Here is a 21,369-nt window from a genome sequence, read left to right on the forward strand (position 1 = left end):
TGTAAAGTCTATTTTTGACAATACATAGGTTTAACGCAGGATTCATGATCTGGTGCATTGTTTGAGTGCATCTGTCATGTGATGATTCTTTAACAGGTAGTCACATGTCGAATGATCAATGAGGATCTTTGTATGGCGGTAAACAGCAGACAGCGCGTGAACAGCACAGAGCGTTGCGTGGATGAAGTCATCCGCCGAGTAGGTAAGACCATTAACTTAGGGTTGCCTTTGGGGTTGGGAAAACCCGTCCGCTTGGTGAATGCGCTTTATCAGCGGGCAAAGGACGATCCTGAGATAAAACTGCACATTTTTACTGCCCTCTCATTATTGGCGCCTGTAGGAAGTTCTTCTTTAGAAAAGCGCTTTATGGGCCCCTTTGCAGAACGCCTTTATGGCGGGATTCCGGAACTGCAATATGCCCGGGATGTAAGCGACAACTGCTTGCCCCATAATGTGCAAGTATCGGAGTTTTTCTTCAAGGCTGGCAGTTATCTCAATAATCGCAGTCAGCAGCGCCACTATGTGTCCACCAATTATACCCATGCCGCACGTGATCTTATGGATTTAGGGGTTAACGTGGTGGCGCAAATGATAGCGCCGGGCGAGCTGCATGATGCACCGGGCATGGTAAGCCTGAGCTGCAACCCCGATCTGAGTATAGATTTGCTGCCAATGCTGAGGGAGCGCGAGGCGGCGGGAAGCCCGGTGGCTGTGGTGGGAGAAATCAATCGCCAGTTACCCTGGTTCGGACGTGATGCTGCGGTTGCTGAAGACGAATTTGATATGGTGTTCGAGCACCAAGCCTCTGAGTACCCGCTGTTTTCCGCACCTCAGATGGCCATCAGCCCGGCAGATCATCTAATCGGCTTTTATGCCAGCACCCTGTTGAAGGACGGCGGCACCTTGCAAGTAGGCATAGGTTCTCTTGGGGCGGCCCTTGTACACAGTGCCATTTTGCGCCACAAGAACAACGAAGCCTGGCGGGCGGTTTTCGACTATTTGAAAGTTGCCGAGAACTTTCCGCTGGCGGAAAAGGAAGGTGGTACTGGGCCGTTCGAAAAAGGCCTTTATGGCTGTAGCGAGATGATGGTCGACGGCTTTCTTTATCTGATGGAAGCGGGTGTTATCCGGCGTGAGGTCTATGACCATGCCGACCTGCAAACTCTCATCAACAGCGGTGAGATTGATGGGCAGATTTCCGTTGCTACCCTTGATGTCCTGCGCAGGGAAGGGTTGATTGACTCGCCCATGCGGGCACGCGACGTAGCTTGGCTGCGGCGATATGGCATTCTCCGTGAAACAGTCGAGTTCAAGGGTGGTAGATTAAAGGTAGGCGATCACTCGCTAAATGCCGATCTGGATGATCCAGAGGCGAGAGGGGCGATAGAAACTCTGGCTCTTGGCGAGCGGCTCGTTGGTGGCGTTGCTATGCACGGCGGTTTCTACGTGGGCCCGCAAAAATTCTACCAGTCCCTGCGGGAGCTTTCCGATGAGGAACGAAACCGCATTTGCATGACCAGCGTTAACTATATAAATCACCTCTACGACCATCCGTTCGGTAATCAAAGACTTAAAGCGGCCCAGCGGATACACAGCCGGTTTATCAATACAGCCATAATGTACACGCTTAGCGGTGCTGCTGTATCTGACGGGCTTGAAGATGGCCGGGTGCTCAGCGGTGTGGGCGGCCAGTATAATTTTGTCTCCATGGCCCACGAGTTGCCGGGCGCCCGCTCAATTATTGCACTGCGCAGTTGTCGAAATACCGGGGGCAAGGCGGTGTCTAATATCGTGTTCAATTATGGCCACTGCACGATTCCGCGCCACCTGCGGGATGTGGTCATTACCGAATACGGTATTGCTGATCTGCGCGGCCAGTCGGATGAGCAGGTTTATCTGCGCCTGATACGCATCGCTGATTCACGCTTCCAGCCGGATCTACTCGAAAAGGCGCAGAAGGCCGGTAAGGTAGACAAGAACTTCCAGTTACCGGCCAGTTGGCTGAACAATACGCCGGAGGCTATCGGTAAGGCATTTGCTGGTGCTGGCGATAAAGACTGGTTCCCCGCCTTTCCTTTTGGTCGGGATTTTACCGATCAAGAGCTGAAATTGGGTAAAGCGCTAAAAAGGCTGAAGGCGGAAACGGCGACTAGTCGTGGTAAAATATCGACTCTATTGCAAGCTGTTCAAGCCAAAGATGAGCAAGGGCGTTATGCTGAACTACTCCAGCGAATGGGGTTGCATCAACCCTCGGGCCTGCGTGAAAAGCTGGATCAACGCCTTGTGATCCATGGTTTGCAACTTACTGAAAATCCATCAGACACAGGAAGTTCAAAAGCCTGATGCAAGCTCCTCAAGAAAAACCTGACGTTTTTACGGTTCACTATGTTTTGAAGAATAAGCTCGGCGAGCTGGTCGACACATCTGAGGGCGGTGAGCCTTTACATTTTTTGTACGGCAGCCCCGATGTCATCAAGGGTATTCAGGAGGCTGTGAAAGACCGCAACGCGGGAGACTGTTTGGAGGTTACTGTACCTCCGTCCATGGCCTACGGTGAGCACAGGGAGGATTTGGTCCGCAAGGTGCCGCGCTCGATGTTTGAGGGGGTAGAAAACCTGCGCGTCGGTATGAAGTTTCAGACCAACACCGGCGATAATGCTCAAATTGTCCAGGTTATGGGAATCGACGGCAATCTTATTCGAATTGACGCCAATCACCCGCTTGCAGGCTTTACTCTGTATTTCGATTTGGAAATCATTGAGCGCCGCGCAGCAACTGCCGATGAAATTGCTCAGGGCCGACCACTTTTCGAGTGAGTTGGCTTTTTTAGGGGGCAGCATCTAGAGTCTATCGTTTGTAATTGGGTGTAACCGCAGTGTAGTTCCATGTATATTTCTGAATAGCATGTATAATTACGGTTACATCAGGTTGCCTGCGCCGTCGGTTACAGGCAAAAAACTGAACCCGGAAAAATAAAATCAGAGATGGATCCCGTGGAACAGACAAACGAAAGTTGGCGAATTCTTATTGTCGAAGATGACGAGCGGCTGGCCGAGTTGACCCGTGAATACCTTGAAAGCAATGGCCTGACTGTGTCACTCGAAACCCATGGAAGTCCCGCTGTGGAGCGAATCCGCAACGAGCAACCAGATCTTGTCGTACTTGATTTGATGTTGCCCGGTGAAGATGGTCTTTCCATTTGTCGGCGTGTGAGGCCGTTTTATTCTGGCCCTATCATCATGCTTACTGCACGCACTGATGATCTGGATCAGGTGCTTGGTCTTGAGATGGGAGCGGATGATTACATCAGCAAGCCCGTTAAGCCCCGCGTGTTACTGGCGAGAATACGCGCCATGTTGCGGCGTGTTACGGAAAATGCGCAAAATAGTGCAGAAGAAGTGAGCGGCGAAGAGCCTTCACGTCTTCAGTTCAACGATCTAATTGTGGATCGCGCTATGCGCGAGGCTTGGCTTGGCGAAGACAGCATAGATTTGACCAGTGCCGAGTTCGATCTGCTTTGGCTGCTGTCCAGTAATGCTGGGCGAGTGTTGAGCCGGGAAGAGATCTTCACTGCCTTGCGGGGTATTGAATACGATGGTCAGGATAGATCGATTGACGTTCGAGTATCCCGAATTCGCCCAAAAATTGGCGATGACCCTGTTCACCCTCGCAGGATTAAGACCGTTCGAAGCAAAGGCTACCTGTTTGTGAAGGAAGTCTGACGATTCAGTCTTTTGCATCGGTACGGTTGTCTCGGCCGATGCTTCCTTGCCAGGGTTCTCCGACATGCCCCTGAACTTTTTCCTCAAATTATATGCCCGCCTTGCTGGCCTTACGGCACTGGTAATACTCCTCTGTATTGTCTTGTTTGTCGGCATAAACTCCGTGCGTTCACAGTTCTGGCATGAACGTTTTGCCGAGCCGTTGATGCGCTGGCTGGCGTCTTCGCCGGCACCGGAACAACAGTATCACTGGCTGACCCCCGAGTATGGGTTTCAGGTTGTAGACGCAGGAGACCCGCCACTCTCACCAGTGATTCGAGAACGCTTGGGGTATGGTCAGGTTGTTGCGGTTGAAGGCAGCCTGGGTTATCGGTTTTTGATAAGCGGATTTCATGGCGAAGCATTGCAACTTAGAGCTTCCCAGCCCTATCGCGATATAGCCAACGTGTCTGCACAGGTAATGCGGGTTTATCTTGATTCTGTCGGATTAGATGAGCGAGAGGAAGCTATTGAGCGCCTTTCAGAAAGTTTGAAGGCGCGTGTTCGGAGAGTGCAGAGCCCGGCAGCCTTGCCTGATGATGAGGTTCTCGAACGAGTGTACCGCCAAGGCTCGGCTTTTTACTACGACAACCAAGTAGCGCGGGTGCTTTTGCAGTTGGCAGATGGCGAGCTCGTTCTGGTTTCTGTGCCAGCAGCGTTCAATCTCTGGGCATGGCCGGTCATCTTGTTATTGTTGGTGGTGTCCGGAAGTGTTTTGGCGTTGGCCTTGTTTTTTGTGCTACGAGGCCTGGACAGTAATCTCCGTAAAGTAGAGTCCGTGGCGGTGCGTATTGCTCGGGGGGAGATGGGTGCTCGAGTGGAATCTGGTGAAGGCAGTATTGTCTCCCGATTGGCTGCCGCCTTTAATGGCATGGCGGAGCATATACAGCGTCTTGTAGACGTTCAGCGTGAAATGATCCATGCGGTGTCCCACGAATTACGAACACCGGTTGCGCGCATACGCTTTGGCGTACAGATGATAGAGGATTGTCAGGGCCAAAAGGCCCTCCAGAAACAGCTTGATGGCATTGATGGCGATATTCAGGAGTTGGATGAGCTTATTGATGAAATCCTGACCTATGCTCGCCTCGAACAGGGTGGCCCTGTGTTTTCCCTCGAAGAAGCGTCCGTAACCGACATTGTTAAGCAGGTAGTAACCGAGCAGCAGCTTGTGCGCCCGGCTCTTAGCATCGTGGGCGAAATTGATGAGGCTTCCGAGCAATTAGCCATGGCCGATGTTGAGCCGCGCTATATTCATCGCGCTGTACAGAACCTAGTGGGTAATGCAGGGCGCTATGCTTCGGGCAAGGTGCTTGTTCGGTGCAGTATCGACGAGGATCATTGTCGGGTTGATGTCGAGGACGATGGCCCGGGCATCCCCGAAGATGAGTGGGAGAAGGTTTTCACTGCCTTCGCTCGACTTGACGACAGTCGAACCCGTACCTCTGGTGGATACGGGCTTGGTTTATCCATTGTACGAAGAATTCTTTACTGGCATAACGGGCAGGCGTTTGTGAGCCGAAGTGATAGCCTTGGTGGTGCACGCTTTAGTTTGGTCTGGCCCCGCAAAAAACCGATAGAGTCAGGGCTATAGAAAGTTTGTGAAGCAGGTCTCGGGCATTAACCTGATGTAACAAAGCGACTACACAAGTGCTACTGAACGTTTGGCTGGCAACCATGATACTCAAAAGCGTAAGGGATGACTTTTGAGGTTGTGGTTCTTACGAACTTTCCTTGTTTCATTCGTCATTTGAGGGTCGGTTTTCCGACCCTTTTTTTTACTTCTTTTTTAGCATCCTTGCATTCATTTCTGTGTCTTTTGCTGATCAGCTATTGCGCTCGAAAGCTATAAGATGGTCGGCTTCTACCCGCACTGGAACTGTCTCGCCCAGATGGAAGTCTAAATGGCTTCTGAACAGCGCCTCAAATTCTGTATCCTCAGAGCAACGGAAGCGATAAAGCGTTGAGGTGCCCGCGAAGGTTTTCTCGACAACTTTCGGGCGCAAGTTGGAGGCCTCGTCATACACAATGTCATCGGGGCGGATAAGTACATCCACCAGAGTTCCGCTTGGCCACTTGTAAGCTCGGTTGCCGTGGATGATGCCAAGCTCGGACTCAATGATATCTGGCCCTACGGCCTTCCCCGGGATAAACCCACCTTGCCCCACAAAGCTTGCTACAAAGCGATTTACGGGCTCGTGGTATAGGTTATAAGGCACGTCCCATTGTTGGATTTTTCCACTCTGAAGCACTGCGACTTGATCACACATGGCAAAAGCTTCTTGCTGGTCATGAGTGACCAGAATGGCACTGATGCCTAAGGTTTTCAGGATCTCGCGAACGTCGAGGCTGAGCCTGCGGCGCAGATCAGTGTCCAGATTGGAAAAGGGCTCATCAAGCAAAATGAGTGTTGGTTCCGGGGCAAGTGCACGAGCTAATGCAACCCGTTGCTGCTGGCCACCTGAAAGCTCATGGGGATAGTTGTCTGCCAGATCCTGTAGGTGAACAACGTGCAGCAGCTCCATAACTTTGTGCCGCTTTTCGGCCTTGTCGAGCCCGCGCAAACCGAAGCCAACGTTGTCGGCAATACTCAGGTGCGGAAACAGTGCATAGTCCTGAAAAACCATACCGATGCGGCGCTTTTCCGGTGCCAGTGTGCGGCCGGGTAAGCTGATGGGTTGAGACTGCAAGCGTATCTCGCCGCCAGTTAGCGGAAGAAAGCCTGCCAAAGCCCGCAAAATGGTACTTTTGCCGCATCCGCTAGGCCCCAGCAGGCAACCAATGTCCCCGTGGCTGAGCGCAAAACTTACATCTTTTACAACGGCGTCGCCGCCATAGCCGCAGGTTAGGTTGTTTACTTCAAGCAACCAGTTGTGGGCGGTAGTATCGGGCGAACTCATAGGTTTTAGTCCAGGCGGTTCAGAATCAAGAACTCCAGCAGTGCTTTCTGGGCGTGAAGCCGATTTTCGGCCTCGTGCCATATCACTGAGTTAGGATGCTCGATCATCTCGGCAGAAATTTCCTCGCCACGATGGGCTGGCAAGCAATGCATTAACAGAGCATCTTTATCGGCTACATCCATCAGCGCCTGATTGATCTGGTAGTTACTGAAAGCTTTTTCCCGGGCCTTTTGCTCGTCTTCTTGGCCCATGGACGCCCAAACATCAGTGACCAGAAGATTTGCATTGCGCGCAGCTTCCTCTGGCTCGCGCATCAGTGTAATGCGGTCGCTATGGGCTTTCACCAGCCCTGGAGACGGTTCGTAACCCTCGGGTGTTGCAATGTTTAGATGAAAATCAAACTGCGTGGCGGCATTGATATAAGAGTGGCACATGTTATTGCCATCACCTATCCAGGCGACGGTGGCGCCGCGAATGCTTCCCCGGTGCTCTCGATACGTTTGCATGTCAGCCAATAGCTGGCAGGGGTGAAAGTCATCTGTGAGCGCATTGATGACTGGCGCTGTGGAAGCCCGCGCAAACTTTTCAACTGTGTCGTGGGCGAAGGTGCGAATCATTACCGCATCGACCATGCTGGAGATGACAATGGCGGAGTCTTCAATCGGCTCGCCGCGCCCAAGTTGCGTATCCCGAGGAGAGAGAAACATCGCGGAGCCGCCCAATTGGGCCATGCCAGCCTCGAAAGAAACCCGGGTGCGGGTTGAGGACTTTTCAAAAATCATCGCCAGCACGCGATTTTTTAGAGAGTCCCTGACTTTGCCTTGACGCCATTCGTTCCGGAGCTTAGTGCCATGATCTACTAAATTCTCCAATTCGGTTGTAGACATGTCATTCAGTGTCAGAAAATGCCTTGCTGCCATGGGATGGCCCTTACCTTGATGAAGCCCTGGGTGAGTATAAATACTGGTGAAAAAAACGGGGGGAACAAGTCTAGCCCTTCGCGCCAGTGATGACAACGCTGCGGCGCACAGGCTTGTCCTGTATCAAATTGCCGTGTTTGTTGAGGAGCCTAGCCAGCGTGTACAATGGGCGCCAGTCTGGGTGGGATAAACAGCGCAAACAAGCGCACAGACCGCTCCGTTTTAACCAGAGGTGAATGTTCATGGATATTAACGAAACCATTAAAAATCAACTCGCTGAAAACCCGATTATTTTGTACATGAAAGGGTCACCCCAAGCTCCGCAGTGCGGCTTCTCTGCAAAGACCTCTCAGGCGCTAATGGCGTGCGGAGAGCGTTTTGCATTTGTGAACATTCTTGATAACCAAGAGTTGCGAGAAGGTTTGAAGGTCTATTCAAGCTGGCCGACCTACCCCCAGCTGTATGTTAACGGTGAGTTAGTTGGCGGCTGTGACATCATTATGGAGATGTCGGAAAACGGTGAGCTGGCTACTCTGGTGAAGGAGGCTGCAAAGCAAGCCGAAGCCTGAGTTTTTTGCCGATTAGAGCCGCGACGGAGCAAATACCAGTTTTACTTCGAAGCGGCTTTTATTGTTTTGATCCGGCGGTGGCGCGGGGTATGGGCTAGCCGATAGTGCAGCCTGATACGCGGCTCTGTCGAGCGGCTCTATTCCTGTCGACTTAAGTACCCGCGCTCTAGTCAGTGCACCATTTCCTAATAATTGCAGCTCCAACTCCATCGTACTCGTTGCAGTCAGCTCCCTGATTGCCGGAATGCGCGATGATTCGAGCTTAGTGGCCAAATGCATTGCGAGTTTTATTAGGTAGGGGTCTTGCTCAGAAGGTGATTGCGTAACCTTTGTGACCTCCTCAGTACTAGGCTTTTCCGCAATCTGATTGCGAGCCCCGGGGTTAGACGGTGTGCTGATGGGGGGTGTAACGGGAGATGGTTGGAGTGAATCCACCTTTTGTTTGGCAGGCGTAGCTTGCGAGCTTGCGCTTACCAGGGTCTTTTGCGGTGATTGATTCGTTAAAAGCGATGGTTCGATAGGCTTCGGCTTGGTGTTCACTGGCTCCGCTTCGAAGGGCGGATTATGGAACAAGCTTTTTTCGAAAGGGCTCTGCTCGCTAGCAGATGCCGCTGTACTATGAGGGCTATCTGCCGCTACCAACTCCAGATTCAGCTGTTCTCGGTGCTGTACAGGTGGGTCCTGAACAATAGAAGGAACCCCGGACAATAGTACCGTATGAATCAGGAAGGCGGTTGATAACGCGAGGGCGATCCGATATTTCGCCGGAAGGCTGTTGTTGCTGCCATACTCCAGCATTTAACCTAGATTTCTCCTATATTGCGGAATGATCGCTGCGTTGGGCTTGGGCCCGCAAGTGGTTGAGGCCCCAAGCTTAATCAGGCGGTTTTGCTGCGCAGTGAACCAACCACGGCATCCAGAGCCCGGTCAATGAGCGCTCCCTGTTCGAGCCGAGTCATTCGGCCGCGTCGCATTTCTTGGGCAAGTTCAATGCGAGTTTTTTCAATGACTTTCAGCCCCATACGGTTAACAAAAACAAAGCAGTCTGCTTCGTCGATAATCGCTGAGAGCTTACAGCGGAAGTTTGCGCCATTTACCAGCCGGAACTCTACCCAGTTACCAACCTCAATGCTGTCAACCTCAACCATGTGCTCCGCCATGGCTGAGTCTTCGGGCTGAAGGTATGCAGCATTATGGGCCTCGGTAACGGAGTCCTCTTGATTTGGCAGCTCTTCCGCTATTTCAATATTTGGGCTCGCACGGAAAGCTTCAGCCAATTCATGCTTGAGCAGGCTCATGGTGTCGTCAAGCTTTGTTGCATTGTAAGAAACTTCTTCCAGCCCTGCGCGCAGCGACTTAAGTAAGCCTGGAACAACGCGAACCCACTGATCCCGTTCGGAGTCATCCTCATGTGGGAGCAAGCACCAGATCAAATCATCAACAACCTTTACGCTTTCTTGCCAACGATGCTCCACATCATCCCTAAGGTAGGCCAGAAACATAAACCGGCTCCAGCCATTGATGAGGATGTTGTGCACCGGTTCTGGAAGGCGGTAGCGTGCAACTCGCTCTTTTAAAACCCGGTCGACCAACTCTTGTGCCTTCTGGGATTTGATCCGACCGCGCTCCGATTCACGAGTGCGCTGCTCTACCAGAGATGACTTTCGGTTTTCTCTTGCAAGGAACTCTTCAAACTCTTGATTCAGGCTCTCGAAGAGTGTGACGTCGCCATCAAACTCACAAAGAATTTTCTGCACAATACTGTGGATTTTTTCGTAGAGCTTGTCTCTCGCTTTTTCGTCGCTGTTGCTCCAACCGATTCCTGCTCGGGCGAGAGCATTGAGTAGCTTGCGCGCAGGATGGGTTGTCTTGCTGAAAAAACTTTTATCCTTGAGGACAACTTTTAAAATGGGAATCTGCAACCGACTGATGAGAACTTGCACCGGAGCGGACAAGCTGTAGTCATCAAGAATAAACTCGAACAGCATAGAGACAAGGTTTATTAGGTCCTCGTCTACTTCTTTCAAGGCGGGCTTCTTGCCGTCGCTGGTATTGGTCTGGGCTAGAATTTGTTTAACCGCGCTGCGAAGATCAATCGTTAGGGGTTCGCCTTCGCTAAGGTTGTGCTCATTGCCCGTCTGGGTGCCCAAAGGCAGCGAAGCAAGCAGGCTAAAGAGTTCGCTGCCTCCGATAATCCGTATGTCTGGGTCGTGCGTCGATGGTGATATGCCAGAGTTAGCCCTTTGGCGTGCCAACAGCTGGTGGATCTGATCAAAAACCGCGTTGTTGCTTGCAGCGTCGCCATCAGGCCGGTTTTGTTTCTGTTCAGAAGCGTGTTCTTGGCTCTCGCGATTCCCTGAAGCACTGTGCTGTTGGCCTGTTTTGCCGTGAAAGCGAAAGTTGGGGATGACGCCTGCCTGAACGAGAATTCTATTGGCTTCGTCTAGCAGCATGCCCAAATTGGAGACCACGTAGCGATCAAACTGCTTTAGCAGAATCAATCGTTCACGGATTTGTATCTCCAAAGCTTGAATAGCCTCGGTAAAGGCGCTGCAAAGGTGCTCAGGGGCCATAGGGTTGACCGGTGATTGATCCGATGCACCCTCATAGACGTGGCTAAAGCGAGCTTGCAGCTGGATAAGGGGTCCCTGAAAATGGGCCTTAGCTTTGGTGATCATGGCGTTCAGAGCTACTTGCTCTTCAAGATCATCATTGCCAACGAGCGCTAGACCATCTGCGTTTGCGTGTTGCCCAAGAGAGTCTTCGTGCAGTTGGTCTGTATGAGGAGGGTTGGCAAAAAATTGCGCAACGGTATTTTGGAAGTGCCGCTCCACACCCTTGCGCTTGATGCGAATTTCTCGCATGGCTTCAAAGTAGCGGTTCTGCTCGTTGTTGCTGCGGGCATTGTTGGCCAGCTCGAACAGCGAATCATCAACGGCATCAAACGCGCCCTGCAGCAAATCGCCTAGTCCGGCGACAACGGTGTCGCGGATGCGGGCAACCTCCGTGGGAACTGCTTCGCTATTAGCGGTTCCTTTGTGCTCGCGGAGGTAATGTATGCCGGACCGCTTGTTCATAGCCGACTCCTGTTGATGGCTCAACCGAATTTATAATCGAGCCAGACTGCCTGTTTTGAGTTATAGACTAAATCTACCCCATTTTCAGCTTGGTTAACATAATTAAAAACAAAGTTGCGCACTCAATCAACAAAACAAAGGGTGTTCCGGAAGAACACCCTTATTACAGATAACTTATATTGGTTCGCGAGTTTCCGTTATCAGTTAACGTATATCGGGCCAACTCCTACGCTCCAAATGACCACGCTAATGGCAAGTAGGCCGACAAACATAACCAGCCCAACCGTGAGTACCGCCGTGGCAAACATGAATCCCCGGTCTTCAGGGATCTTCATGAGAATGGGTAGACCTTCGTAAAGCAGGTATACGGCGTAGGCAATGGCAACAAGCCCTGCCAGCATGTTCACCCAGATATTAGGGTAAACCGCGATGACGCCAATCAGGAACATAGGTGTTGCGGTGTAGGCCGCCATGGCAACGCCTCGCGGTGTTTGGTCACCCGCATCGTAGGTCGCCGCAAAGAAATCGATAAACTTTCCAAGAATGAATATGCCAGCCAGCATGGCAGCGTAAAACAGCACGGACAGGCTTAATGCACTGTTTATAGACAGACGGGTGACCTGACCGTCACCGATTTGCCAGCCCACCTGAGTGGTTCCAACGAAGCCCGCGATGGCAGGTATAAGTGCAAGCAACAATACGTGCCCCGTATAAAGGCGTGTAACAGATTCCGAATCTTTTCGAATAGCTTTCCATTGGTTGTCAGGATTGGTCAGCAAGCCAAAGGTGTGTGTCAGACTCATGGAAAAACTCCTTGCGATTATTGTTGTTTCGCATACGCCTTAAGTGTTGGCGCCAGATTGATATGCGTCAAGGAGCTGGTTACATTTTGATCTTTCTAGAACAGGCTTCGCTATAACTGGAACGTCTATAGCGAAGAGTGGGGGTTGGCTTTTATCAGGTGATGGAGAGCGTCCGTTTTTTACGTTTTTTCGGATGAACAATTGCCGCTTTCACAACGTTGTCTTTGATTTGAAGTACTTCTACCCGGTGGCCGTCTACTTTGAGGCAGACGTTGGTGTCGGGGATGTTCTCAAGAGTCTCGGTGATCAGGCCATTGAGGGTTTTCGGGCCATCGATGGGCAGTTTCCAGCCCAGAGTTTTGTTGATTGTGCGCACAGCGGTTGTGCCGTCCACAATGAACGTGCCGTCTTCCTGTGGAATGATGTCGGGACTGGTTGCTGCGTAATCGGTAGTGAACTCACCAACGATTTCTTCAAGAATGTCTTCCAGAGTGGCAAGCCCGAGCACATCGCCGTATTCATCCACCACTATGCCAAACCGGCGCTTACCCTTTTGGAAGTTGATTAGCTGGGTATTAAGGGGCGTGCTCTCCGGCACAAAGTAAGGCTCCTGACAGAGCTGCAAGATCATGGTTTTGTTTATTTCTTCTTGCTGTAACAGCTTGGTAGCGCTGCGTAGGTGCAGAATGCCTTGTATCTCATTGATGTCGCCTTTAAAAACGGGCAGGCGGGTGTGCTGGCTGTTTCTCAATTGGCGCAAAATGGTGTCTGTGTCGTCGTCCAAATCGATGCCAGAGACGTCGTTACGGGGAACCATGATGTCATTCACCGTCACCTTTTCGAGATCCAAAATGCTAACCAGCATGTCTTTGTGCTTAGCTGGTATAAGCGCGCCAGCTTCGTTCACAAGTGTTCTGAGCTCTTCTCGGCTCAGGTGGTCGCTGGCAGCGTCGTTCGGCGAAATTCTCAAAATTCGTAGAATGGCGCCTGTAAACAGATTGACCGCCCATACCACGGGGTAAAGAACCTTCAGTAAGGGGCCGAGAATGTAACTTGCAGGAAATGCAATTTTTTCGGGAAATAGTGCGGCAAGAGTTTTCGGTGTGACTTCTGCAAAAATCAGAATCACGATGGTCAACAGAAGTGTTGCTATGGCTATGCCTGCGTCGCCCCATATGCGTATGGCTATGACCGTCGCTATGGACGAGGCCAGAATGTTAACGAAATTATTGCCTATAAGAATGATGCCGATCAGCTGATCGGTACGCTGCAGCAAGCCTTGGGCGCGCTTTGCGCCTTTGTGGCCGGTCTTCGCCATGTGTTTCAGGCGGTACCGGTTCAGTGACATCATTCCGGTTTCGGAACTGGAAAAAAATGCCGACAGCATGATAAGCCCGACAAGAATTATCGACAGCGCAGTAAGCGATGTACCGTCCAAACTAAAGGTGTCCTTATGTTGCTGGCATTTAGCGAAATTTGGTTCTGATTGCGCCCGGTGTCAAGAGGTAATGGGGCGAGAGCTAGCCGCCATTCTGAAAGACAAGCTCAAGTGCAAACTTGCTGCCATAAAACGCCAGCATCAAGAGTGCGCAACCAGCCAGTGTCCAACGGCTTGCGGTCATACCACGCCAGCCCTTGGTGTACCGTCCCACTAGTAGGGCTACGAAAACCAGTAGCGAGAGTATGGAGAAAACAGTCTTGTGGGCCAAGTTCTGGGCAAATAGGTTTTCTATAAAAACTGCACCCGTCACAATGGCAAGAGTGAGCATAACCACTCCTGCCCAGACCATTTCAAAAAGCAGGGACTCCATAGTTTGCAATGGCGGCAAATTACGTAGTAAGGGGCTATTGTAGTTCTGTTTAAGTTGTCGGTTCTGGAAGTAAAGCAGAGATGCCTGTATAGCCGCCAGAGAAAACAGGCTGTAGGCTGTCACTGATAATGCGATATGAGAAAGTACGCCATAGCTCTCATCGGAAACCAGTCGCGACGGTGTGTGCGTGATTAAGGCCATTATGATGGTGAAGGCTGCCAGCGGATAAACGCCTAAAAAAAGGCTTTGTACCGGCTTTCTCAGGTTTAGCCCTAGCAGTAGAAATACAATCAGCCAGGAAATTAACACTGAGCTTTTGAAAAAACCCAGATCAACACCGCCGTCATGGTGAATGGTTTGGGTGATCAGGAGTCCGTGGGATGTGAGTGCCAGCATGCCAATAAGGGTTGTGATGGCAATGTTACTTTGTACGCGCCCACGAAAGTGGAGCGCCTGCAAAGCGGTGCCGACGCTATACAGAAAAAGAGAGGTGACCGCGAGAATCAGCGTTCCCATAACTTCCTTATTCACCACTGTGCTGGCTGGAGATCGGCAAGCTTGGCTGCCGATTTGACCGGGTTGGTCGTTTCAGGACGATAGTCTGGTTATAATGTCGCGATTATGCAACAGGAATCAAGGAGCCAAAGCTGGCTCTGAGGTTTGTGCACTCAATTTACCCGGGGTACGGAAGAGCAACATGTTTGAAAACCTCCAAGACCGACTTTCCGGTAGCCTGCGCAAGATTTCCGGTCAGGCGCGGCTCACCGACGACAATATAAAGGACACTCTTCGGGAAGTGCGCATGGCGCTGCTGGAGGCCGATGTCGCCTTGCCGGTAGTAAAGGACTTTGTTGAAGGTGTCCGGCAGCGGGCAATCGGGCAAGAAGTTCAGCGCAGCCTCACTCCCGGCCAAGTATTTGTGAAGGTGGTTCAGCAGGAGCTGGAACGAGTGATGGGTGAGGGGAATGAAACCCTTAACCTAGCAGTTCAGCCCCCCGCTGTGATCATGATGGCAGGCCTTCAGGGCGCAGGTAAGACCACCACAGTTGCAAAGCTGGCGCGTTTTCTAAAAGAGCGCCAAAAGAAATCTGTTTTGGTGGTGAGTGCTGACATCTACCGACCTGCAGCTATTAAGCAATTGGAAACGCTGGCGGGCGAGGTGGGCGTTGAATTTTTCCCCAGTACCGCGGATCAGGACCCGGTTACCATTGCCGAGGGAGCTGTAGCGGCGGCCCGCAAGAAGCACATTGATGTTGTAATTCTGGATACCGCCGGACGCTTGCACGTTGATGAGCAGATGATGGGCGAGATTGGTCGGCTGCATAATTCGGTCAAGCCGGTGGAAACTCTCTTCGTGGTTGATGCCATGACAGGGCAGGACGCCGCTAATACAGCGAAAGCGTTCAACGATGCTCTGCCATTGACTGGTGTGGTACTGACAAAAACCGACGGTGATGCCCGTGGCGGTGCTGCGCTTTCGGTCAGGCATATTACCGGTAAGCCTATTAAATTTATGGGTGTCGGTGAAAAGTCCGATGCTTTGGAGCCATTTTATCCAGATCGGGTTGCGTCCCGGATTCTAGGCATGGGCGATGTGCTGTCTCTTATTGAAGAGGCGGAGCGCAAGCTTGATCAGAAAAAGGCCCAGAAGCTCACCAAAAAAATCAAAAAGGGTAAAAGCTTTGATCTGGAGGACTTCCGGGATCAGCTTCAGCAGATGAAGAATATGGGCGGCATCGGTGGCTTGATGGATAAGCTCCCGGGCATGGGGCAAATGGCACAGGTAGCCCAGCAGCAGGTCAATGATAAATCTATGGGGCAGCTGGAAGCGATCATCTGTTCCATGACCGCAAAAGAACGTCGTCACCCTGATGTTATCAATAATTCCCGTAAGCGCCGCATAGCTGCAGGTTCTGGAACGCAGATACAGGACGTCAACCGCCTGCTCAAACAGCACAAGCAAATGCAAAAGATGATGAAAAAGTTTAGCAAAAAGGGCGGAATGGCGAATATGATGCGCGGTCTTGGTGGTATGATGCCGCCGGGCGGTGGTGGTGGCGGTGGAATGCCTCCGTTTGGCCGTATGTAAAAAGCCTTACAAGGAAAACCTGCATTCAGTCTGTTTGCCTGTTTTCTTTGGCGTATTTTTAGCATAGAATAGCGCCCCTTTCGAGTATGGGTCTCCGCGTCAGCCACGGTTGTGGCAAGCGTGAAACGTACAAAGTTCGTATAACAGAACAGGATATTGGTTAAATGGTAACAATCCGTTTGGCTCGTGGCGGTTCCAAGAAGCGCCCGTTCTATCACCTAACAGTAACTGACAGCCGTAATTCACGTGACGGTGCTTTCATTGAGCGCGTTGGCTTCTTCAACCCGATCGCCCGCGGTCAGGAAGAGCGTCTGCGTGTTGATCGCGACCGAGTGAATTACTGGGTGGGTCAGGGTGCACAAACCAGCGATCGCGTTGCGCAGCTGCTAAAGACTGCTGAGTAAGCTTTTACTGACAGCCGAGGTTGTAGTATGACGCAGAATTCGCAGGAAACTGTGATCGGTCGGATTACCTCGGTATTTGGGGTTAAAGGGTGGCTTAAAGTCTATTCCTTTACCGACCCCATAGACGGAATACTTGGCTATACCAACTGGGTTCTTGATCTGGAAGGTAAGCGTATTCCTGCAAAGCTTGAGGAAGGTCGCCGCCAAGGTAAAGCGATCGTTGTCAGGCTTAAAGGTATTGGCGATCGTGAGCTGGCGCGTACCTATTGTGGCGCTGAGATCAAGGTTCCGACTGCTGAGTTGCCAGAGCTCCCTGAAGGCGAGTTTTACTGGCGTCAGTTGCAGGGCCTTGATGTGTTTACGGTTGAGGGTGAGTGCCTCGGTAGAGTGGACCACCTAATAGAAACCGGTTCCAATGATGTTCTGGTTGTGCACGCAACGGCTGATTCAATAGATCAGCGTGAGCGCCTGATTCCATATCTTCCTGACCAAGTGGTTCGGGAAATTGATCTGGAAGCGCGCAAGTTGGTTGCAGACTGGGATCCGGAGTTCTGACGGGTGTGGATTGGCGCAGTTAGCCTGTTCCCTGAAATGTTTCAGGCGGTAACGGATTACGGGATAACGAGTAGGGCAGTGCGTGATGGTCTTTTGACCTTCAATAGCTGGAACCCTCGCGAGTTTACCGAAGATCGTCACCGCACCGTTGACGACCGTCCTTACGGGGGTGGCCCGGGTATGCTGATGAAAATTCAGCCGCTCCGAGATGCCATCCACGCAGCACGGAAAGCAGCGCCAGGAAAAGCCTGTGTGGTTTATCTATCACCTCAGGGTGAAACGCTGAATCAAGCTGTAGTCGAGTCACTGGCTGCAGAAGAGCGTTTGATTCTGGTTGCAGGCCGTTATGAAGGTGTTGATGAGCGCCTGATAGCAACAGAAGTCGACCGGGAAATATCTTTGGGAGACTTCGTGCTTTCTGGCGGCGAGTTAGCAGCGATGACTGTTATTGATGCGGTTACACGCCTCATCCCCGGAGCGCTGGGTCATGCGCAGTCGGCAGAGCAAGATTCATTTGCTGACGGTTTGCTGGATTGTCCGCACTACACCCGGCCCGAAGTTTACGAAGGTCAGGCGGTGCCGGATATTTTGTTGGGCGGTCACCATGATCAGATCCGGCGTTGGCGACTCAAGCAGTCGCTGAGGCGAACCCGGGAACGACGCCCCGACCTGCTCCAAAAGCGGGTGCTTACGGATGAAGAGCGTGAGTTGCTGGGTGAGATTTTAAACGAACCGTGTGCCTCTGAATCATCAGGGCATTAAAAGATTGGGTATCAGGAGCATTGCGATGAGCGGCAAGAACAACATCATCAATCAAATTGAAACAGAGCAGATGACCAAGGAAATCCCCCCGTTTGCACCGGGTGATACCGTGGTTATTCAGGTTCGTGTAACGGAAGGCAACCGTGAGCGTCTGCAGGCGTTCGAAGGTGTTGTAATCGGTAAGCGTAACCGTGGCATGAACTCGTCATTCACCGTACGGAAGATTTCCTACGGCGTAGGCGTTGAGCGTACTTTCCAGACCTTCTCTAAGCTGATCGACAGTGTTTCAGTTAAGCGTCGTGGTGATGTGCGTCAAGCCAAGCTTTACTACTTGCGCGAGCTGTCCGGTAAGGCGGCACGTATCAAGGAAAAGCTGGGCTGATCAGCTATCTGCTGAGCAACCTTGCAGTGAGAAAGGCAGCCTTAGGGCTGCCTTTTTCGGTTCTGGCGAGCCAGAATGCAGTATTGTGAATGAGGAAGTCAGAGAGCGAGTCTATGAGGCCCGAAGATGAAGCAGTCGTTGTCCGGTTCGTCGATGCGGTTTGGCTTGAGGATGGTCTGGGTGAAAAGACCCGTCAGGCGTATCGTAGCGACCTGCAGCGGTTGTCCGTCTGGTTAGAGGGTCGCCCCGATAAGCCCTTGTTAGCGCAGGTACGGCGAACAGATCTACTGGACTGGATGGCCAATGGCCTTGCTCAAGGCCTTAAAACCTCCACGGCAGCCCGTCGGCTCTCTGGTATTCGACGCTTTTATCGGTTTCTTCTTCGCGAACGCTTGATAACTGAAGACCCCACACTGCGTATCGACAGCCCCCGATTACCGCGCCGACTGCCCGACTCACTGACTGAGCAGGAAGTAGACGCGCTGCTGGCTGAGCCGGATCCCGGATTGCCCATCGAGCAGCGCGACAAGGCTATGCTGGAAATACTCTATGGGTGCGGCCTCCGGGTGTCTGAACTCACCGAGTTGCGTGTTGATCAGGTAAACCTGCGCCAAGGAGTTATACGTGTGACGGGTAAGGGCGGCAAAGAGCGATTGGTTCCTTTGGGAGAAGAGGCGATAGACTGGCTTTTGCGATACATGAAAGAGGGACGCCCGGAGCTTCTCAAGGGTCGTGCTTGCGATGCGTTGTTCCCTGGTAACCGAGCAGCAGCCATGACGCGGCAAACCTTTTGGCACCGTGTTCGTCAATACGCCGTGCGCACTGGTATTCGCAAGCATTTATCACCCCATACGCTCAGGCATGCTTTTGCAACCCATTTGCTAAACCATGGTGCTGACCTGCGTGTGGTTCAAATGTTGCTGGGTCACTCTGACCTTTCGACTACCCAAATATATACCCATGTTGCACGCCAGCGCTTGCAGTCGCTGCATCAGGCTCATCATCCCCGTGGTTGAGTATGTGGTTTTTCGGTAAGGTGGTGTTTTGAACTTTTGTTCCACGCGGGTGTCGCAGGGTTCTAGGTTTCATGGCTGGCGTGGGTGTTCCCGCAAGTCCAATTATTATTCAACGGAATAGGTGTGTTTGCCAGAATGAATGTAAAACGGTTTTTTGTGACGGTTGCGATGGTGGTTGGTGTTCTGGGCTCGCCCTACGGTACTGCAGGCGATGTTGAAGATGGCATCAGCGAGAGGCTCTCTGATGCTGTGCCGGGGCTGAAGATTCTGTCGGTGCAAGAGTCCGAAGCCGAGGGGCTTTACGAAGTTCAAAGCGCTAACGGTGAAACCATCTATACCACGTCTGACGGGCAGTATCTGCTTACCGGTGACTTGCTTAAGATTACTGAAAAAGGCATCGCCAACGTAACAGAAGAAGCTAGAGCTGGTCAGCGTCATATGACCATGGAAAGCTATGGCAAAGATGGACTTATCACATTCAAAGCGAGCAATGAAAAGGCCGTGATCGACGTGTTTACCGATATTGACTGCCCATATTGCCGCAAACTCCATGATGAAGTACCGCAACTCAATGAGTACGGTATTACTGTGAACTACTATGCCTATCCGCGCTCCGGTCCTGGCCAGCCATCGTTTGTGAAATACGAATCCGTTTGGTGCGCGGAGGACCAGCAAGCTGCGATGAGCGAAGCAAAAGCCGGTAAAGTAGTGCCTGCGGCCAAGTGCGAAAACCCTGTGTTGGAACAGTTTAAGCTTGGTCAGCGGATTGGTGTTACGGGCACGCCTGCAATTGTGCTGGAGGACGGCAATATTGTGCGAGGCTATGTGCCAGCCAAGAGTCTTGCCGATGGGCTTGGCCTGCTTTAAAAGGGTTACGAACTTCTGTGACTTGCGTTTGGTTCAGGGCTTATTCATCAAGCCCTGAATCGGTATACTATGCGGCCTTTCAGTGTCGCAATTGCACTTTGCTGCACTACTACAATACATCAGGAACCCTTCGGGATCAGAGGTGAGAGCTTGAAAGACGTCAATGTCGGAATCTGCGGACTGGGAACCGTTGGCGGCGGTACATTCAATGTATTGACTCGTAACGCTGCACTTATAGCGGGCCGTTCGGGCTGTAACATCCGGATTACCCGGGTAGCTAGCCGGCGTAACCGTGACGATTTAGATCTTGGCGATGTGGCCTTCAGCACCGAGATCTTCGATGTGGTGAACGACCCGGCGGTCGACGTTGTGGTAGAGCTGATCGGTGGTTATGAAACCGCACGTGAGCTTGTGCTAGCAGCAATCGGTAATGGTAAGCACGTAGTTACGGCCAACAAGGCGTTGATTGCAGTTCATGGTAACGAGATATTTGCCGCTGCAGAAAAAGCTGGCGTTGTGGTTGCTTATGAAGCGGGTGTTGCAGGCGGTATTCCCGTAATGAAGGCAATCCGTGAAGGCTTGGCGGGTAACCGCATTGATTGGATTGCTGGCATTATCAATGGCACGGGTAACTATATTCTTACCGAAATGCGCGCAGGCCGTGCGTTTGCTGAAGTGCTTAAAGAAGCTCAGGATCTCGGTTACGCGGAAGCAGACCCGACTTTTGATGTTGAGGGTATCGATGCGGCCCATAAGCTGACCATTCTTGCCTCGGCAGGCCTCGGTGTTCCTCTACAGTTTGAGAAAGCCTTTACCGAAGGGATCTCATCACTAACACCTTACGACATAGCCCATGCGGAGCAACTCGGTTACCGCATCAAGCATCTTGGTATTGCGCGTCGTAGGGATGAGGGAATCGAACTGCGTGTACATCCAACACTTGTTCCTAAAAGCCACCTGATTGCTCAGGTTGACGGTGTACTGAACGCCGTTCTCGTGGATGGTGATGCGGTTGGCCAAACCATGTATTACGGCCCTGGTGCTGGTGATGAAGCGACGGCTTCTGCGGTAATTGCCGATATTGTGGATGTTGCGCGCATTGTTGCGAGCGAAAGCTCATTGAGAGTGCCTCATCTTGGATTTACCGCAGATGCCATGGAAAATCTGGATGTGCTTTCAATGGAAGATATTCAGTCTGCCTACTATCTGCGCATAACCGCTTTGGACCGCCCGGGTGTGCTGGCCAAGATAGCATCCATTCTGAGTGAGCACGGCATCAATATTGAGTCGATCATGCAGAAAGAGTCGGAAATGAAAGACGGTCGCATTCCGGTCATTATCCTCACTCACACTGTGCAAGAGCGACAGATCAACCGCGCTATTGAAGAGCTGGAGTCCCTCTCTGATACAGATGGCCCGGTTGTACGCATTCGCGCCGAAAACTTTAACTGAG

Annotated in this window: 20 protein-coding genes; 13 read left to right on the plus strand and 7 right to left on the minus strand. The window is 51.8% G+C overall.

Annotated features, from left to right (window positions below; genetic code table 11):
• Positions 1–132 precede the first annotated feature (132 nt).
• The 4 genes from MWU62_RS06800 to MWU62_RS06815 all read left to right on the plus strand — a co-directional run bounded on the left by MWU62_RS06800 (position 133) and on the right by MWU62_RS06815 (position 5,355).
• On the plus strand, positions 133–2,343 hold the full coding sequence (locus MWU62_RS06800; protein WP_247114150.1) for an acetyl-CoA hydrolase/transferase C-terminal domain-containing protein: 2,211 nt from the start codon (positions 133–135) through the stop codon (positions 2,341–2,343).
• On the plus strand, positions 2,343–2,816 hold the full coding sequence (locus MWU62_RS06805) for a peptidylprolyl isomerase (RefSeq protein ID WP_247114151.1): 474 nt from the start codon (positions 2,343–2,345) through the stop codon (positions 2,814–2,816). Before MWU62_RS06800 ends, MWU62_RS06805 begins: the two co-directional genes overlap by 1 nt.
• A gap of 168 nt (positions 2,817–2,984) precedes the next feature.
• Entirely contained in the window at positions 2,985–3,722 is a 738-nt protein-coding gene (locus MWU62_RS06810) for a response regulator (RefSeq protein ID WP_247114152.1), read from the plus strand.
• Positions 3,723–3,786: 64 nt separating this feature from the next.
• Positions 3,787–5,355 carry an ATP-binding protein gene (locus tag MWU62_RS06815; RefSeq protein WP_247114153.1) on the plus strand — a complete coding sequence of 523 codons (1,569 nt, stop codon included), beginning with the start codon at positions 3,787–3,789 and terminating at the stop codon, positions 5,353–5,355.
• Positions 5,356–5,587: 232 nt separating this feature from the next.
• Here MWU62_RS06815 and MWU62_RS06820 read toward each other — a convergent pair whose 3' ends face one another.
• Together MWU62_RS06820 and argF are read right to left on the minus strand one after the other, a co-directional pair.
• A complete protein-coding gene (locus MWU62_RS06820; protein WP_247114154.1) occupies positions 5,588–6,661 on the minus strand; it encodes an ABC transporter ATP-binding protein in 1,074 nt (357 codons plus the stop codon).
• Positions 6,662–6,666: 5 nt separating this feature from the next.
• Positions 6,667–7,581: an ornithine carbamoyltransferase gene (gene argF / locus MWU62_RS06825; RefSeq protein WP_247114155.1), complete on the minus strand. Its 915-nt coding sequence runs from the start codon at positions 7,579–7,581 to the stop codon at positions 6,667–6,669.
• Between the two features lie 242 nt (positions 7,582–7,823).
• Here argF and grxD point away from each other — a divergent pair, with 242 nt between their 5' ends.
• Positions 7,824–8,150 (plus strand): Grx4 family monothiol glutaredoxin, encoded by a 327-nt coding sequence (grxD, locus tag MWU62_RS06830; RefSeq protein ID WP_200361801.1) that lies wholly within the window; start codon positions 7,824–7,826, stop codon positions 8,148–8,150.
• A gap of 12 nt (positions 8,151–8,162) precedes the next feature.
• On the opposite strand, the gene MWU62_RS06835 is transcribed toward grxD, so the two are convergent.
• The 5 genes from MWU62_RS06835 to ccsA form a co-directional block, all read right to left on the minus strand.
• On the minus strand, positions 8,163–8,948 hold the full coding sequence (locus tag MWU62_RS06835; protein ID WP_247114156.1) for a TonB family protein: 786 nt from the start codon (positions 8,946–8,948) through the stop codon (positions 8,163–8,165).
• A gap of 80 nt (positions 8,949–9,028) precedes the next feature.
• Positions 9,029–11,227: a DUF1631 domain-containing protein gene (locus MWU62_RS06840; RefSeq protein ID WP_247114157.1), complete on the minus strand. Its 2,199-nt coding sequence runs from the start codon at positions 11,225–11,227 to the stop codon at positions 9,029–9,031.
• Positions 11,228–11,427: 200 nt separating this feature from the next.
• Complete coding sequence (locus MWU62_RS06845) at positions 11,428–12,030, minus strand: Yip1 family protein (protein ID WP_247114158.1); 603 nt, start codon at positions 12,028–12,030, stop codon at positions 11,428–11,430.
• 154 nt (positions 12,031–12,184) lie between these two features.
• Entirely contained in the window at positions 12,185–13,468 is a 1,284-nt protein-coding gene (locus MWU62_RS06850; protein WP_247114159.1) for an HlyC/CorC family transporter, read from the minus strand.
• An 82-nt stretch (positions 13,469–13,550) separates the two neighbouring features.
• Entirely contained in the window at positions 13,551–14,357 is an 807-nt protein-coding gene (gene ccsA, locus MWU62_RS06855; RefSeq protein ID WP_247114160.1) for a cytochrome c biogenesis protein CcsA, read from the minus strand.
• Positions 14,358–14,538: 181 nt separating this feature from the next.
• On the opposite strand from ccsA, the gene ffh reads away from it, so the two are divergent.
• From ffh to MWU62_RS06895, 8 genes are all read left to right on the plus strand, one after another.
• A complete protein-coding gene (gene ffh / locus MWU62_RS06860; RefSeq protein WP_247114161.1) occupies positions 14,539–15,930 on the plus strand; it encodes a signal recognition particle protein in 1,392 nt (463 codons plus the stop codon).
• A 164-nt stretch (positions 15,931–16,094) separates the two neighbouring features.
• The gene (gene rpsP, locus MWU62_RS06865) at positions 16,095–16,334 is read left to right on the plus strand and encodes a 30S ribosomal protein S16 (RefSeq protein WP_200361794.1); all 240 of its coding nucleotides are present in this window, start codon (positions 16,095–16,097) and stop codon (positions 16,332–16,334) included.
• Between the two features lie 27 nt (positions 16,335–16,361).
• Entirely contained in the window at positions 16,362–16,889 is a 528-nt protein-coding gene (gene rimM, locus MWU62_RS06870) for a ribosome maturation factor RimM (RefSeq protein WP_247114162.1), read from the plus strand.
• A gap of 3 nt (positions 16,890–16,892) precedes the next feature.
• Positions 16,893–17,651: a tRNA (guanosine(37)-N1)-methyltransferase TrmD gene (gene trmD / locus MWU62_RS06875; RefSeq protein ID WP_348645630.1), complete on the plus strand. Its 759-nt coding sequence runs from the start codon at positions 16,893–16,895 to the stop codon at positions 17,649–17,651.
• Positions 17,652–17,676: 25 nt separating this feature from the next.
• A complete protein-coding gene (rplS, locus tag MWU62_RS06880) occupies positions 17,677–18,033 on the plus strand; it encodes a 50S ribosomal protein L19 (RefSeq protein WP_247114163.1) in 357 nt (118 codons plus the stop codon).
• Positions 18,034–18,146: 113 nt separating this feature from the next.
• The gene (gene xerD, locus MWU62_RS06885) at positions 18,147–19,049 is read left to right on the plus strand and encodes a site-specific tyrosine recombinase XerD (protein WP_247114164.1); all 903 of its coding nucleotides are present in this window, start codon (positions 18,147–18,149) and stop codon (positions 19,047–19,049) included.
• 135 nt (positions 19,050–19,184) lie between these two features.
• Positions 19,185–19,916 (plus strand): DsbC family protein, encoded by a 732-nt coding sequence (locus MWU62_RS06890; protein WP_247114165.1) that lies wholly within the window; start codon positions 19,185–19,187, stop codon positions 19,914–19,916.
• A 150-nt stretch (positions 19,917–20,066) separates the two neighbouring features.
• Positions 20,067–21,368, plus strand: coding sequence for a homoserine dehydrogenase (locus MWU62_RS06895; RefSeq protein ID WP_247114166.1), 1,302 nt, complete (start codon positions 20,067–20,069; stop codon positions 21,366–21,368).
• The last annotated feature ends 1 nt before the right edge of the window (position 21,369 follow it).

It is taken from the genome of Marinobacter sp. S6332, assembly GCF_023016045.1.
Taxonomy (GTDB): Bacteria; Pseudomonadota; Gammaproteobacteria; order Pseudomonadales; family Oleiphilaceae; genus Marinobacter.

Coding starts and splice junctions, on each gene's coding strand:
- MWU62_RS06800 (WP_247114150.1), top strand. CDS start 133: ATGGCGGTAAACAGCAGACAGCGCGTGAACAGCACAGAGCGTTGCGTG.
- MWU62_RS06805 (WP_247114151.1), top strand. CDS start 2,343: ATGCAAGCTCCTCAAGAAAAACCTGACGTTTTTACGGTTCACTATGTT.
- MWU62_RS06810 (WP_247114152.1), top strand. CDS start 2,985: ATGGATCCCGTGGAACAGACAAACGAAAGTTGGCGAATTCTTATTGTC.
- MWU62_RS06815 (WP_247114153.1), top strand. CDS start 3,787: ATGCCCCTGAACTTTTTCCTCAAATTATATGCCCGCCTTGCTGGCCTT.
- MWU62_RS06820 (WP_247114154.1), bottom strand. CDS start 6,661: ATGAGTTCGCCCGATACTACCGCCCACAACTGGTTGCTTGAAGTAAAC.
- argF (WP_247114155.1), bottom strand. CDS start 7,581: ATGGCAGCAAGGCATTTTCTGACACTGAATGACATGTCTACAACCGAA.
- grxD (WP_200361801.1), top strand. CDS start 7,824: ATGGATATTAACGAAACCATTAAAAATCAACTCGCTGAAAACCCGATT.
- MWU62_RS06835 (WP_247114156.1), bottom strand. CDS start 8,948: ATGCTGGAGTATGGCAGCAACAACAGCCTTCCGGCGAAATATCGGATC.
- MWU62_RS06840 (WP_247114157.1), bottom strand. CDS start 11,227: ATGAACAAGCGGTCCGGCATACATTACCTCCGCGAGCACAAAGGAACC.
- MWU62_RS06845 (WP_247114158.1), bottom strand. CDS start 12,030: ATGAGTCTGACACACACCTTTGGCTTGCTGACCAATCCTGACAACCAA.
- ccsA (WP_247114160.1), bottom strand. CDS start 14,357: ATGGGAACGCTGATTCTCGCGGTCACCTCTCTTTTTCTGTATAGCGTC.
- ffh (WP_247114161.1), top strand. CDS start 14,539: ATGTTTGAAAACCTCCAAGACCGACTTTCCGGTAGCCTGCGCAAGATT.
- rpsP (WP_200361794.1), top strand. CDS start 16,095: ATGGTAACAATCCGTTTGGCTCGTGGCGGTTCCAAGAAGCGCCCGTTC.
- rimM (WP_247114162.1), top strand. CDS start 16,362: ATGACGCAGAATTCGCAGGAAACTGTGATCGGTCGGATTACCTCGGTA.
- rplS (WP_247114163.1), top strand. CDS start 17,677: ATGAGCGGCAAGAACAACATCATCAATCAAATTGAAACAGAGCAGATG.
- xerD (WP_247114164.1), top strand. CDS start 18,147: ATGAGGCCCGAAGATGAAGCAGTCGTTGTCCGGTTCGTCGATGCGGTT.
- MWU62_RS06890 (WP_247114165.1), top strand. CDS start 19,185: ATGAATGTAAAACGGTTTTTTGTGACGGTTGCGATGGTGGTTGGTGTT.